This window comes from Clostridium sp. AF35-15 (assembly GCF_003477745.1).
Taxonomy (GTDB): domain Bacteria; phylum Bacillota; class Clostridia; order Lachnospirales; family Lachnospiraceae; genus Otoolea; species Otoolea fessa.
Genome location: NZ_QUDY01000001.1, coordinates 529,382 through 541,903, shown reverse-complemented (window position 1 = coordinate 541,903; position 12,522 = coordinate 529,382). Strand labels below are relative to the sequence as shown.

At 49.7% G+C, this 12,522-nt stretch carries 14 protein-coding genes and 1 pseudogene; all 15 read right to left on the bottom strand.

Features of this window, described 5'->3' with window-relative positions:
• Complete coding sequence (locus DWZ76_RS02655) at window positions 1-279, bottom strand: hypothetical protein (RefSeq protein WP_062807350.1); 279 nt, start codon at window positions 277-279, stop codon at window positions 1-3.
• On the bottom strand, window positions 276-2,375 hold the full coding sequence (locus tag DWZ76_RS02650) for a type IA DNA topoisomerase (RefSeq protein ID WP_182431254.1): 2,100 nt from the start codon (window positions 2,373-2,375) through the stop codon (window positions 276-278). Before DWZ76_RS02650 ends, DWZ76_RS02655 begins: the two co-directional genes overlap by 4 nt.
• A complete protein-coding gene (locus tag DWZ76_RS02645; RefSeq protein ID WP_050005933.1) occupies window positions 2,356-3,063 on the bottom strand; it encodes a hypothetical protein in 708 nt (235 codons plus the stop codon). Before DWZ76_RS02645 ends, DWZ76_RS02650 begins: the two co-directional genes overlap by 20 nt.
• A 147-nt stretch (window positions 3,064-3,210) precedes the next feature.
• Complete coding sequence (locus tag DWZ76_RS02635) at window positions 3,211-3,963, bottom strand: DUF4366 domain-containing protein (RefSeq protein WP_118471719.1); 753 nt, start codon at window positions 3,961-3,963, stop codon at window positions 3,211-3,213.
• Window positions 3,953-4,204 carry a DUF4315 family protein gene (locus tag DWZ76_RS02630; RefSeq protein ID WP_008981166.1) on the bottom strand — a complete coding sequence of 84 codons (252 nt, stop codon included), beginning with the start codon at window positions 4,202-4,204 and terminating at the stop codon, window positions 3,953-3,955. Before DWZ76_RS02630 ends, DWZ76_RS02635 begins: the two co-directional genes overlap by 11 nt.
• Window positions 4,205-4,233: 29 nt before the next feature.
• Window positions 4,234-5,943: a CHAP domain-containing protein gene (locus DWZ76_RS02625; RefSeq protein ID WP_040649653.1), complete on the bottom strand. Its 1,710-nt coding sequence runs from the start codon at window positions 5,941-5,943 to the stop codon at window positions 4,234-4,236.
• Window positions 5,936-6,310, bottom strand: coding sequence for a DUF3851 family protein (locus tag DWZ76_RS02620; RefSeq protein ID WP_002569211.1), 375 nt, complete (start codon window positions 6,308-6,310; stop codon window positions 5,936-5,938). The genes DWZ76_RS02625 and DWZ76_RS02620 overlap by 8 nt, the downstream gene beginning before the upstream one ends.
• Before the next feature lie 2 nt (window positions 6,311-6,312).
• Window positions 6,313-8,712: a VirB4-like conjugal transfer ATPase, CD1110 family gene (locus DWZ76_RS02615; RefSeq protein WP_118471797.1), complete on the bottom strand. Its 2,400-nt coding sequence runs from the start codon at window positions 8,710-8,712 to the stop codon at window positions 6,313-6,315.
• Window positions 8,669-9,124 carry a PrgI family protein gene (locus DWZ76_RS02610; protein WP_002589059.1) on the bottom strand — a complete coding sequence of 152 codons (456 nt, stop codon included), beginning with the start codon at window positions 9,122-9,124 and terminating at the stop codon, window positions 8,669-8,671. Before DWZ76_RS02610 ends, DWZ76_RS02615 begins: the two co-directional genes overlap by 44 nt.
• A gap of 14 nt (window positions 9,125-9,138) precedes the next feature.
• Window positions 9,139-9,684: an MT-A70 family methyltransferase gene (locus tag DWZ76_RS02605; protein ID WP_002589060.1), complete on the bottom strand. Its 546-nt coding sequence runs from the start codon at window positions 9,682-9,684 to the stop codon at window positions 9,139-9,141.
• A 13-nt stretch (window positions 9,685-9,697) separates the two neighbouring features.
• The gene (locus tag DWZ76_RS02600; RefSeq protein ID WP_024724981.1) at window positions 9,698-10,567 is read right to left on the bottom strand and encodes a VirB6/TrbL-like conjugal transfer protein, CD1112 family; all 870 of its coding nucleotides are present in this window, start codon (window positions 10,565-10,567) and stop codon (window positions 9,698-9,700) included.
• Window positions 10,568-10,636: 69 nt separating this feature from the next.
• On the bottom strand, window positions 10,637-10,855 hold the full coding sequence (locus DWZ76_RS02595; protein WP_003525154.1) for a Maff2 family mobile element protein: 219 nt from the start codon (window positions 10,853-10,855) through the stop codon (window positions 10,637-10,639).
• A 219-nt stretch (window positions 10,856-11,074) separates the two neighbouring features.
• Window positions 11,075-11,320 (bottom strand): annotated as a pseudogene (locus DWZ76_RS02590) (hypothetical protein); the annotation flags it as partial.
• 238 nt (window positions 11,321-11,558) lie between these two features.
• Window positions 11,559-11,879 (bottom strand): DUF6572 domain-containing protein, encoded by a 321-nt coding sequence (locus DWZ76_RS02585; protein ID WP_025489039.1) that lies wholly within the window; start codon window positions 11,877-11,879, stop codon window positions 11,559-11,561.
• A gap of 90 nt (window positions 11,880-11,969) precedes the next feature.
• Window positions 11,970-12,515, bottom strand: a complete 546-nt coding sequence (locus tag DWZ76_RS02580; RefSeq protein WP_118365215.1) for a hypothetical protein — start codon at window positions 12,513-12,515, stop codon at window positions 11,970-11,972.
• Between the last annotated feature and the right edge of the window lie 7 nt (window positions 12,516-12,522).

Below are 12,522 nucleotides of genomic sequence, written 5' to 3'. Positions count from 1 at the left end.
TTAACTGCCGGCCTTTCTCACAGGGGGCTGGTATCCGGCAGCTTTCGCACGCTCACTGGCAGCTTTGCGGCGTTCTGCGCTGTATGGCTCCCTGACTGATACACACCGCTTGGGGACGGTAAAGTTATGGGCATCCTTTCGGGTAATCTGGTCGGGGTGCTTTTTTGCCAGCAGTTCCAGCTTCTCCATCAGACGGGGATCATGGGTGTAGACCTCAGCCATTGGTTCTGCCTGGTTATAGAGGAGAATGGTTTCCCGTTCCGCTAAAGAGAGCTTCATCGGCTGCCTCCTTTCCGCTGGTCAAATTCCAGCTTGAAGTTAGCGTACTGTCCATCATCCTCCAAAACCACAGTGGCATCGTAGGTCTTTCCAGTTTTCTCCGAATATAGGCCCGTCACACGGACACGGCCATCTTTCAGCAGTGCAGACACCACAGCCTTGGTGGGCTGTTTTTTCTTGGCAGCCCACCATTTGTTGTTTTTCCAGATTGCAAATTTGCAATCTTTGTTCTGACAGAAGAAGCCTTTTTGCAATTCTGCAACTTCACCGCCGCAGCGGGGGCATTTGCCCACCACCTCACGGGGCGGAGTGAACAGGTACTCGGTTCCCTTGATGACCTGATAAGTCCCCACCAGATCTTTCAGCATGGTGCTGATCCCGTCCAGAAACTCCTCCGGGGCAAGCTGCCCGCGCTCGATCTCTCCCAGGCGGTACTCCCACTCGGCAGTCAGAAGCGGCGATTGCAGCTGTTCCGGCAAGACTGTGATCAGGGAGACTGCATCGTGGGAAGGGAGAAGCTGCACCGTTTTCCTGCTCTTTTTTCGTTCCAGAAAACCGGCAGATACCAGCTTTTCCAAAATACCGGCACGGGTGGCCGGTGTCCCCAGACCTTTTCGTTCGGCATCCTCCGGCATATCCTCTTTTCCGGCAGTCTCCATCGCGGACAACAGGGTGTCCTCCGTAAAGTGCTGAGGCGGACTGCTTTTGCCTTCTTTGACGATTGCCGCAGAAACCGAAAGGGTCTGTCCTTCGGTCAGCTCCGGCAGGGCTTTCTCTACGCCCTCTTTTTTCGGCTCTGTATCCTTCATTTTGGCACGATAAGCGTCCTCCAGGGCTTTCCATCCGGGGTGCTTCACCGTTTTTCCTTTTGTGGTAAACTCCCCACCGGCACACGCTGCAATCACAACGGTTTCCGAATAGATATGGGGTTGGGCTACGGCGCACATCAGACGCAGGGCCACCAGCTCCAGCACCGCTTTTTCTCCCGCAGGAAGGGCAGAAAGGTCTGCATCCTTGAGATTTCTGGTAGGGATTACTGCGTGGTGGTCGGTTACTTTCTTATCGTTGATTACCGTCTGCGGATCACAGGTAATGGCGATTCCTTTGCGAAACGGCATGGCATTGGCAACCAGATTCACCAACACCGGCAGGCTGTCTGCCATATCGCCAGTCAGATAGCGGCTGTCAGTACGGGGATAGGTGCAGAGCTTCTTTTCATACAGGCTTTGCAGATAGTCCAGGGTCTGCTGGGCCGTAAATCCAAGCATACGGTTGGCATCTCTTTGCAGGGTAGTCAGGTCATAGAGGGCAGGCGGCTTTTCGGACTTTTCCTTGCGCTCCACCTTTTTGATTGTGACATTTGCACCCTGACAGGCTTCTTTCAGCTGTTCGGCAGCAGCTTTATCCGCCATGCGCTCCCCGGATACGGTAAGACCGGGCAGCTCCAGCGCCACGGTATAAAAGGGAACCGGCTTAAAGGTGTCGATCTCAGCTTCTCGCTGGACAATCAGTGCCAGCGTTGGGGACATCACACGCCCGATGTTGAGGGTGCGGTGGTACAGCACGGAAAAAAGCCTTGTGGCATTGATCCCCACCAGCCAGTCGGCCTTGGCACGGCAGAGAGCAGCATCCCGAAGTCCGTCATAGTCCGCACCGGGGCGCAGGTTTGCAAAGCCTTCCCTTATGGCGGAGTCCTCCATCGAAGAAATCCAGAGGCGTTTCATGGGCTTTTGGCAGCCTGCCAGCTCGTAGACGCTGCGGAAGATCAGCTCGCCCTCGCGTCCGGCATCACAGGCATTTACCACTTCCGTCACATCCGGGGCGTTCATCAGCTTTTTGAGAATATCAAACTGCTTCTTTTTATCTTTGCCCACCACCATCTGCCAATGCTCCGGCAGGATAGGCAGGTCATCATATCGCCACTTGGCGTACTTGGGGTCATAACTGTCTGCATCCGCAAGCCCGGCCAGATGGCCCACGCACCAGCTGACACGCCAGCCGCTGCCCTCCAGATACCCGTCCTTACGGGCGGTTGCACCAATCACCGCCGACAGACTTTGTGCAACCGATGGTTTTTCAGCAATCACCAGCTTCATAATCTTCAACCTCCCATTCATTCTGCCAATTATCAGACAGTTTTTTTGCAATGCTGTGTTCTGAGGCAAGTGTAATGTCATAGCCAAAGCGATAATCATATCGGTACAACCTGCCAATCAAATCATTGATTATGATATTGCAGGCCATAATCACACGCTCTTTATCCACCTGCATCAGTTGATAGCGTTGATAATTGTTGTAATATTCTCGATGTCTGTGGGTTCTGCTGACCGTATCTTCCATCAGACAATCTATGGCATCTTTTTCACCATCTTCTTTGCTGCCCTGTGTATAAGACAACAGTTCCTTAACCATGGGAAAACTTTGTTCATCTACCGTTGCTTCTTCGCTCAAAAAACCGATATAAGCTTTTAGTAACAGGCTAACTGCTGTTTTTTCAGCTTCAGATAAAGCGTTCATGGTCTCCGCTGCATCAGGCAACAGTTCCTTTTCCACAAATTCATCTATCTCACCAGAATAAAGCATTCGGATTGAGTCCACACATAAAGAGCGTTTTTGGGGTGCGGTCTCAATTTCAAAATCATAAAGATCCAAGTCATCGTTCTTCTTTGACTTTTTTTGAACTTTGCTTATAGCAGTGAAAAGAATGTCTCCTCCAAAGTAAATTCCGAAGGCGACCAGATCAAAAATAATCAGAAAGTGTAATAACCAGTTCCAGGTGTTCATTGTGAGGTCCTCCTTTCTTTGACCATGTGCTGATTTTGGGTGTGGATTTACAGTAAGAGAGTGAGTAGAGCAGCAGAGGACAGGAATTTCTCCCTGTCCTCTGTCCCTTATCCCGCAATAATTTGAAATACGCTACGCTCAAATGGTTCAATCTGCTCTATCGCGTTCCTCATTAGGGTCAGAACCCTCAAAACTATCCTCAAGGACTTCCTCATCTTCGGTTTCCCATTCCTCGGAATCTTCCTCACCATAATCATAATCGTCCAGACTGTCATTGCCCTTGGTCTTAGGCTTATTCTTAACGAGCTTCAAGTAGGCAAATACGCCACCGCCGCCCAGCAGAGCCAGCAGAAGGATCAGCGCAGCCGGGTTCAGTCCGGCAGGCTTCTCTTTTTCCGGCTCCGATGTTTCTGCCGGAGGTTCCGGTGCTTTTCCCGTACATTTACTCTTATCAGTTACACAGACCGGACAGGCCGTATTGACTGCCCCTGCTTCACATTTCTTCGTGCAACTGCACACCGCAGGCGGCTCCTCTTTGGGTTTTCCATCCTCCATCAGCGCCATCAGGTCCGCTTCATCCACCTGGTTCAGAAAGTGAACAGCAGTCTTTTTATCCTCATTGGCCCTGTCGATCAGGATATAAAAATAGTTGCCTGCCTTGGTGGTAACGGTAATGAGCTGCTTGTTGCCACCAAAATCATCCACCAGAGCGGCGTTGCCATCCGGGGTCAGCGGAGGTGCTTTTTCCGTTTCTTCCACCACCACATTGCTGTCATTGGTGGTATCCTCTGCCGGGGGCGGCGCTGCGCCCTGGGCAAAAGCGGGAACAGTAAAGCCCGATGCCAGCACCAGCGTCAGGCAAAGGGCGGAAAGTGTTCGGAGCAATCGTTTATTCCTCATAGCTGTTTTCCTCCTGTTCGTTGTTGTCATCAGCCAATCTGCCGGGAACTGTGCCGCCGGACAGCATGGCGCTCAGCTGAGCCGGGGTCATACGCAGTGCGCGCACCATCTGGACGATCTCCAGATTTTCTGCCTCGGTTTTCTGTGCCTCCAGCGCCTTGAGCTTTTCCTGATATTCTGCGATCTTCTCGCGGACCTTTGTAATCTCCTGGTCAATGCGTTCAATTTTGTTCTTTGCCATCGTCTATCACTCCTTCTAAAAAATCTCTGTTACCAGTTCATTAGGCCGTAGCCTTTGATACTCTGATAATTCAGGTCATAACTTTTGATCTTGCAGGCATCGCCGGAATTTCCCTCCACGGTATAAACTCGGCTGCCGTCGGTGCCGACAACAATTCCCACATGGTCTGCGGAACCATCCAGATCCCAATCGAAGAAAATGGCATCACCGGGGGCAATGTTTTCATATCCTCGTGCGCCCCACTGTCCATGAGACTGGAACCACGGAACACCCTGAGACTGACAACCAGCAAAGCGTGGTTCCGTTCGACCGGATTGACCATAGCACCATGATACAAAGCAGGCACACCATTCCACACGGGAGTCAAAGCCGTACCAGCTCCAATAAGGTTGTCCTCCCACATTGCCCACCTGACTTTTCGCCAGTTCCACCAGCTGCGGATTGCCGGGGCGGGAGCCATTGATAAATTCAACACCAGTCAAATCTTCAGAAACACCTGTATCGGGAGAACCGCCACCAAACAACAGCGGCTTATTGCCCATAGTCTGTCGGTAGACCTGGTACATCTCCATCTGCTCCGGAGTCAGTAGTTCTGGCGCAAGAGAGGCAATGGAACGGCTTGTTAAAGTTACATGGAGAATACGATATTCATATTCATGCTCATCCCCATCTTCGTCAGTGTAAGTGCGAATCTGAATTTCTTCTCTCAGCGTGAGCTGATACTGTGCATCAAACACACGACTCAACTCTGCCTGTGCGCTGTGGCGTGTATAGCCTTGCAAGACAGCAGAGAGAACTGCCGCCAGCTCATGGGGGTCATGGCCAATCATATCCAGGTTATAGCGATACTCGTCATACCCTGGGTGGCTGCTTTCGATGTTGTCGATTTTCTCCTGCAACCGAGCTTCTCTGTCTGCATAATCTGCCTCCACCGCCAGCATTTCCGGGTCATCCGATGGATAGGTAGTGCCGGAAATTACAGAACCAATACTCTGTGCCATCATAGAGCAGGAGGACATGGTATTCATCAGCATACAGGCGATGAGGAACAAAACCCCTGCGATCAGGAAGCCCTTCTTGTGGCGCATGACGAATGCCCCTGCCTGCTGTGCCTTTTCTTTTACCGTCCTTGCGGCTTTTCCGGTTTTGGACGCAGCCTGGGCGGTATTTCCGGCAGTCTGACCGGTGCGCTTGGCGACGGCATACTGCTTTTTGATACTCTGTTTTTGCTGCCAGCGGGAGAGAGGGTTGCTGGCAAACTGAGGATTTTCCCGTAGGGACTTCTGGTACAGGGCATTTACATTTGCCTTTTCCAGCTTCTGCTCGGCCTGGGCTGCTTTGCGGTACGGCTTCAGCTTGTGGCTGCGATAGCCCTCCCGCACCAGATAAGCGCTGGTCTCCACCGCCTCCTCGGACTTGTGGGCGCTTTCCACACCCACATTGTCCTGTTCTGTTTCCCGGATCTCTTTGTGAAACTTGCCCGCGACCAGATGGACGGGAGCTTCCTTAACCCCTTGAGAAAGTTTGGAAGGTGGTTTTTTCTTGTCCTCAAAGGTCAGCTTCGAGGTCTTTTTCCCGGTGTCCGGGTCAATGACCGTCTGTCTGACTTTTTTCTTTGGAATATTGGCCTGCGCCTTATCTGCTCTGGCCGTAGCTTTCTCCGTTTTGCGGATCGGCTTTTCCAGTGCAGGGTCAGCCCGTTCCTCATCAGTAAAGCGCAGGCGCGGCTCTTTATTCAAACCAATCACCCATTAGGATAGCATCCATCATGTGGTGCAGCTCCACATAGAGGGCCAAACCTTCCGGATCATATAGCGGATGCACGGTGAGATACGCATGGACTTGCGCCAGAATCTCAGAGAGCATTGTGATAGGTCTGCACCCTACAATGGTTGCTGCACCAGGGGCACACATCATATTCGCCCAAATCGAAAAGAGACGGGCAAGACCAATTTCGCCATCCTCATTCAAGGTTTTGAGTTCTTTGTCAGCGGTACGACACTCAACAACAGCGGAGGCCATTACCGGAAGCAACATGAATTCGTGAGCCTCCAATGCCTCACGGAAAAAAATCATGGTATCAAGTTCGCAAATATTCTGTTTCATAGTTATTCATCCTCCTTTTTCAGTTCCTGGGGTTTGGTGGTCATAATGCGGTAAAGCTCAGTATTCTTCGGGAAGTGGTCAACGAAGGGCAGGATGGTGGAGCCATAGAACAGCAGGCCCTCGCCCTCACCGGAGTGGGTCACATAGCTAAGCTGGTGCGTGGAAATGCCCAGCTGCTTGGCGAGAATCTGACGGTCTCCGCCTGCCTGGTTGAGCATATACACGAAGTCGGAGTTTTCAAAGATGTTCTCCACCTCGCGGCTGCTCAAAAGGTCTTTGACATTCTGGGTGATACCTGTCGGAATACCGCCCCATTTGCGGAATCGCTTCCAGATTTCCACCGTATAAGCGGCGGTCTGCTCCTCCTTCAAAAGCAGGTGCATCTCGTCGATGTAATAACGGGTGGACTTGTGGGCAGCGCGGTTAATGGTAACGCGGTTCCACACCTGATCCTGGACCACCAACATACCGATTTTCTTGAGTTGCTTGCCCAGCTCCTTAATGTCATAGCAGACAATGCGGTTATTGATGTCCACATTGCTCTGGTGATTGAACACATTGAGGGAGCCGGTTACATAGATTTCAAGGGCCGTGGCGATATACTGGGCTTCCTTTTCCTCCTGTGAACGGAGCAGGTTATATAGGTCCTCCAGTATGGGCATATTCTCCGGGCGCGGGTCATTGAGGTAGGTCTGATAGACCAGACGCACACAACGGTCGATGATGGTTTTCTGCACCGGCTGCAATCCGTCCTTACCGCCCACGATCAGCTCACACAAGCTGAGGATAAAGTCAGACTTGAGGGACAGCGGGCTTTCATCATCCGAATAGTCCAGGTTCAGATCCATCGGATTGATGTAGTTGGTTGAGGTAGGCGAGATATTGATGACCTGCCCATGCAGACGATCCACCAGAGGTGCGTACTCCGCTTCCGGGTCACAGATGATGACATCATCATTGGTAAGCAAAAAGCAGTTGGCAATCTCACGCTTGGCGCTGAAAGACTTACCGGAACCCGGCGTACCCAAAATCAAGCCGTTGGGGTTTTTCAGCAGCTTTCTATCCACCATGATGAGGTTGTTGGACAGGGCATTGATGCCGTAGTACAGGGCTTCCTTGCCGTTCTGGAATAATTCCTGTGTGGTGAATGGTACAAAGATAGCCGTAGAACTGGTGGTCAGCCCTCGCTGAATCTCGATCTGATTGAGTCCCAGGGGCAGACAGCTCATCAGCCCTTCTTCCTGCTGGAAGTCCAGTCTGGTCAGCTGGCAGTTATACTTCTGGGCAATAGAGCCTGCCTGAAAGATGTTGTTGCCAAGCTGACGGGGGGTGTCCGCTGTGTTCAGCACCAAAAAGGAGACCAGGAACATTCTCTCGTTTCGGCTCTGCAAATCCTGCAACAGCTTTTTCGCTTCGCTGCCGTAGGTGGCAAGGTCAGAAGGAATGATGTCCATGTCGTATCCGGCGCGGACTGCTTTTTTCTGTTCCTCAATCTTACTGCGGTCCAGATCGGTAATCTTACGCTTTACCGTTTTGATGGCTTTCACCTGATCCACCGACTGAATGTGCATACTCACAATGAGCGAGCTTTCCATATCCAGAAAATCAGCCAGCAGACGGTCATTCAGCTCTGGGGCTAAAATCTGCAAAAAAGAAACAGCCCCGTATTTCTTGCCCATACGGAACTGCTTGCCGGTGCGGAACTCAAAGGAGCTTGGTGCAATAAAATCTTTCGTGGACAGGCCGGAAGGAGCCAGCCAGTCCCATTCAAACTGAAACGGGAGCTGTTCATCCATGTGGAATACCGCATGAAGCTGGGAAAGCCTTTCCTTACCGTCCAATGTTCTGGCGGCTACACCAAGACGCTTGAAGTTATTGAGTATATCGGTCTCAATACGCTCCAGACGGGGCTTGGCGGCTTTGATGCTGTCAGCGTTGATACCAAAGGTCAGGTATTTGGTCTTGATGAGACCGTTGTTGCCTCTGACCAGCTGATTTTGCAGCATCGTGGTATATTCCTCACGGATACTGTCAAAGGCATCCCCCTGGGGCGGAATGGAAATGGAGTTGGCAAAGGTCTCCTCCGATGCCGCAAGGTTCAAAAAAGACAGCTGGAAGTGAATCGAGCTGTCGAAATAATTGAGGAAATCACACCAGCCCTCAAAGATCGCGGTCTTATCTTCATTTTGGGAGAGCTGATAGTTGATGTCCTGAAACTGAATGGTCTTTGTGTAGTGGCTGTCCGATACGCGGCAGATCCCGTCCGGCCACATTCGTTCATAGGGGATACTGTCCTGTGCCGATTTTCCTTTTTTGTCCGTGCGGTTGGCGCGGGCAATGGCCGCTTCGATCTGCTTCTTATCGGCGCGGGACAGCTTTTTCTTTGTCTTTACCGGATGCACGGTCTTTTCTTCCGGTTTTCCCAGCAGACGGCGCAGCCAGCTTTTCATTGCGGTGAACAATGTCATACACCTCCTTATCGAGCATTTCCTGCCGCTTTAATACGGCATAAAAGTTATTGGTCTGGTAGGGACGCTGCTTGGGACGGATCACAGCTACTTTGAGGATGTTGCCGACGATCTTTTCCAGGGGCTGTCCATGCTTTTCATACATTGCCAGCAGGAAGAAGGGCATCATGACCAGCATCATACACATGGCAGCCATGCTGTTTCCCGCAGGCTCACGGAGCCACAAGAACAGCGGTACACCTACAAGCGCCCCGGCGGTAAAGCAGACCAGCTGCCTTCGTGTCAGATTGAACATGACCTTGGTTTTGACTTTGGTTAAATCTTTGGGTACGGGTACATAAGCCATATTATCCACCTCCTTTATGGGAATGAAATAGAGCTGTCCACTTCATTTCCCCACACATCCCAACCGGGTGTGGATTGACGAGCAAACAGTTCTATGCGCGGGAGATCACCCATCAATGAGACAATGCGTTCTCTGGCTTCCTGCGGTTTTTTTGAATGTTCTTCAATGTGAGAGACAATGACCTGATGAACAGCTGCGTTTATACGCTTGGGATGTCCTTTCGTTGCGAGGATACAAAGTTCCACATTGGAGCGCGTCCAATATCCCATTCCCCAGAACAAGCTATCTGCCTTTCGATTTTGCTTTACCCAAACAAAGCCGACGGTTTTATAGGTAAATCCCCATGCCTTCAGAACTGAGAGACCTTCCAGTAAACATGGAATCGTGACCCATAAAAACAAGGCACAGTCTTTATCCGCCAAGTTGCCTACTGGCAGCGCACAAATATCCTCGATACTCATGGTCGGATAGTGACTTTCTGCACTGCGTCCCAATCCTTTCTTGGAATATACTTTGTAGTTCCATGGCGGGTCTGCGTAAATGATTTGATATTTTTTCATACAGAACCCTCCTTTAGTGCGCCTGAAAGACTGATTTTGCGAGACTGCCGGTTTTGAACAGCGTAAAGCACAGCAGTACGGTGTAGCCCACGCAGCTCCAGATTGCCATGATGATGTCATCTTCCAGAGCGATGTTCTGCACCAGAACAGCATAAATTGCCACGCAGACGATAATGAGAAACGCCTGAAAGCCCAGCGCCAGCAGGGATCGGAGGTAATTCTGTCCCATACCGCCCCATTCTTTACCCATCATTGCAGCCATTGGAACGGGAGCCACCGAAGTCACAAGGTAGATTTCGATCATACGGCCATAAATAACGATAAAGATACAGATATATAACGCCCACATAGTAATGCCAATAAAGAGGGATTGGAACCACAGTCCGAACAGCGGTCCCAGATCCATTTCCATCAGCCTCGGTTCCAGATCGGTCATAACTGAGGAAATGTCAATGGACGCATCCGAATTGATAACCCCTGCCGCCTGCGCCACTACGCTCTGCGCCATATCAAAGACGCCCATCACGATATTCCATGTATTTGTGACAATGAGGATGGCAGCGGCTGATTTGAACACCCACTTGAAAATCATCCAGGTGTCCACATCATGCAGGTTGTTCTTGTCTGCGATCATCTGGATCAGGTCTACGGTCATCACGATAGCCAGGATCACGCCTGCAATCGGCACCATGATGGAGTTGGACAGATTCTCAATCATGCTGAAAATACTGCCATTCCATCCCTGTGGGGTCTGGCCTACCTGTACGGATATATCCGCGACCTGCTGGTTTACACTGTCAAACATCCCCGAAAGGTTGCTCATAATGCCGCCCACCAGCATTTCTTTCAGCCAATTTGTCAGGGCTTCAAGTAAGAAATCCATACGGTGTCAACCTCCTTTCCGCCGCCCCCGCAAAACTGCGGGAGCGGCAAGGATTTCATACGGAGACGCTTAGACAGAGAAAAGCCCGGAGAGCAGAGGTACAAGGACCATGCCTACCACGGCTACACCAGCACCGGCCATGAGCTGCTTCATGCCCTGGCTCTTGGCGCCGGGGTTGTCGTTGCCGTAACCTTCCAGCAGGTTGATAACGCCCCAGATACCGAGACCGGCACCGAGCGCGATAACGAGGGTCTGAAGAACGGTGATTGCCTGTTCAAAAAATGCCATATAGTTTGTTAGCCGGAATCTGATTAAAAAATAGGTTTGTCATGTTTCATAGGCATACAAAAGCCGGAACAATCTGCCGCCCGGTTTCCGGGGGCATGATTCCGGCTGTCCTCCTTTTTCATTATTTTTTCTCGCGATTGTCCGCTTTGTACGCCAATGGCCCATAGAGGGCAGATGCGGCGAATAGATAAGATCACTCCCTTCTAAAGCGGAACGAAATTAAGCGCCCTTTGTGTCTACTTCATATACATCGCAGACCTCATTGGGCTTGAGTTTCAGCCTTGCGGACAAGAATGCTTCAATATCAAAAGCGTTCTTGTCATCCGCGTCGGCAGTGTACTTGAAATTGGGGTGCTTGGTGATGTCGTACTTATCCGAAAGGAAAGGACGCACACCGCGCAGCTGGAGGATACACTTGCCGCCATCCATAACAGCAAGCTCATCCTGGCTCATCAGCTCTTTGCCACAATGTCAAGTGATGAATTCAAAAAAGACAAGCACTATCCAAAGAAAAACTTCTTTTATGGTATCTGCCTATTTTGTTTTCGATAGTTTTAGCTGTGATACATTTAATTTAGGGTGCAAAAAAGCAGGAGACCTTTCGGATCTCCTGCTTAGTAAAGCTGTGAAGATTTAATTGTGGTTGGGCTGCCTGCTATGCAAACTGAATTTTGTTTTACTAAGTTCTACAAACTGGAAACTGTTAGCTAATCTGTGCCTTGATTTTTATCCCTATCCGTCCTAATTGATCTTGAACTACTTGCAAAAATTTCTGGCAGTTATCTGTTATATCATACTTGAAATGGATTTCTATCATAGCCATCTTAAAATCAGCATTGGGGTATATTTCATCGTACTGTTCGCTTTCGATAAAAGCCACATACGCATTGATTTTATCTTGTAAAATCTTCAAGTGTTCAAACTCATTGTCCCAATTCAAATGGTCGGTAATAAGGAGTACCAAACAAGCATTTTCTTTATCGTTTGCGATTGCATCAATCTGACTTGCGTTATCAACAGCCATAATATTTCTCCTTCCTAGTTCTTTATAACCATAACTCTTTCTCCCAATACATCTGTGACATTTCAATTACACAACTTCAAATTTCTGGTTTTACTTAACTTTAGTGTAGCTCTCCATACTAAAAGTTTCTAAATCAAACACTACCGCAGCAACACTGTCCTCATTTTCTTCAATAAGCCATAAGCGAGTCCATAAGGTTTGGTCGTTCATATTGGTAGCAGTTTTATCCTCACCATCGGTAATGATTTTTTCGGGATCTAATTTTGTTACAAAAATGTTTTCAGGTTTAAGACCTGGCAGGCTGCTCTTAAGTTCCTCCTCTGTTAGTCCTGCTATTTCCATTGCTTCAGCACCTTTATAATACTCAACATCTCCGTACCAGTAGTTATCGTTAACATTCTCGATGGATTTTAACCACATAAACTTATCGTCAACGAATTTATAACCAGCACCAGAGCCGGTATCTATTTCCCATGTCCCTTGTATCAGTGCATTATCATCGTTATTATCTTTGCTGTCAGTAGTACCGGCGCAAGCGGTAAGCCAAAGTAGTGTAAAACAGATCATCAGAATAGCTGCTGCAATTCTGAAAAACCCACTTTTGCGGTATTTAATCATATTCATATCATAGTTCATAGGTAAC

What these genes read in the sequence shown, in the direction of transcription:
- DWZ76_RS02655 (WP_062807350.1), bottom strand. Translation starts at nt 279, where the DNA reads ATGAAGCTCTCTTTAGCGGAACGGGAAACCATTCTCCTCTATAACCAG.
- DWZ76_RS02650 (WP_182431254.1), bottom strand. Translation starts at nt 2,375, where the DNA reads ATGAAGCTGGTGATTGCTGAAAAACCATCGGTTGCACAAAGTCTGTCG.
- DWZ76_RS02645 (WP_050005933.1), bottom strand. Translation starts at nt 3,063, where the DNA reads ATGAACACCTGGAACTGGTTATTACACTTTCTGATTATTTTTGATCTG.
- DWZ76_RS02635 (WP_118471719.1), bottom strand. Translation starts at nt 3,963, where the DNA reads ATGAGGAATAAACGATTGCTCCGAACACTTTCCGCCCTTTGCCTGACG.
- DWZ76_RS02630 (WP_008981166.1), bottom strand. Translation starts at nt 4,204, where the DNA reads ATGGCAAAGAACAAAATTGAACGCATTGACCAGGAGATTACAAAGGTC.
- DWZ76_RS02620 (WP_002569211.1), bottom strand. Translation starts at nt 6,310, where the DNA reads ATGAAACAGAATATTTGCGAACTTGATACCATGATTTTTTTCCGTGAG.
- DWZ76_RS02610 (WP_002589059.1), bottom strand. Translation starts at nt 9,124, where the DNA reads ATGGCTTATGTACCCGTACCCAAAGATTTAACCAAAGTCAAAACCAAG.
- DWZ76_RS02605 (WP_002589060.1), bottom strand. Translation starts at nt 9,684, where the DNA reads ATGAAAAAATATCAAATCATTTACGCAGACCCGCCATGGAACTACAAA.
- DWZ76_RS02600 (WP_024724981.1), bottom strand. Translation starts at nt 10,567, where the DNA reads ATGGATTTCTTACTTGAAGCCCTGACAAATTGGCTGAAAGAAATGCTG.
- DWZ76_RS02595 (WP_003525154.1), bottom strand. Translation starts at nt 10,855, where the DNA reads ATGGCATTTTTTGAACAGGCAATCACCGTTCTTCAGACCCTCGTTATC.
- DWZ76_RS02585 (WP_025489039.1), bottom strand. Translation starts at nt 11,879, where the DNA reads ATGGCTGTTGATAACGCAAGTCAGATTGATGCAATCGCAAACGATAAA.
- DWZ76_RS02580 (WP_118365215.1), bottom strand. Translation starts at nt 12,515, where the DNA reads ATGAACTATGATATGAATATGATTAAATACCGCAAAAGTGGGTTTTTC.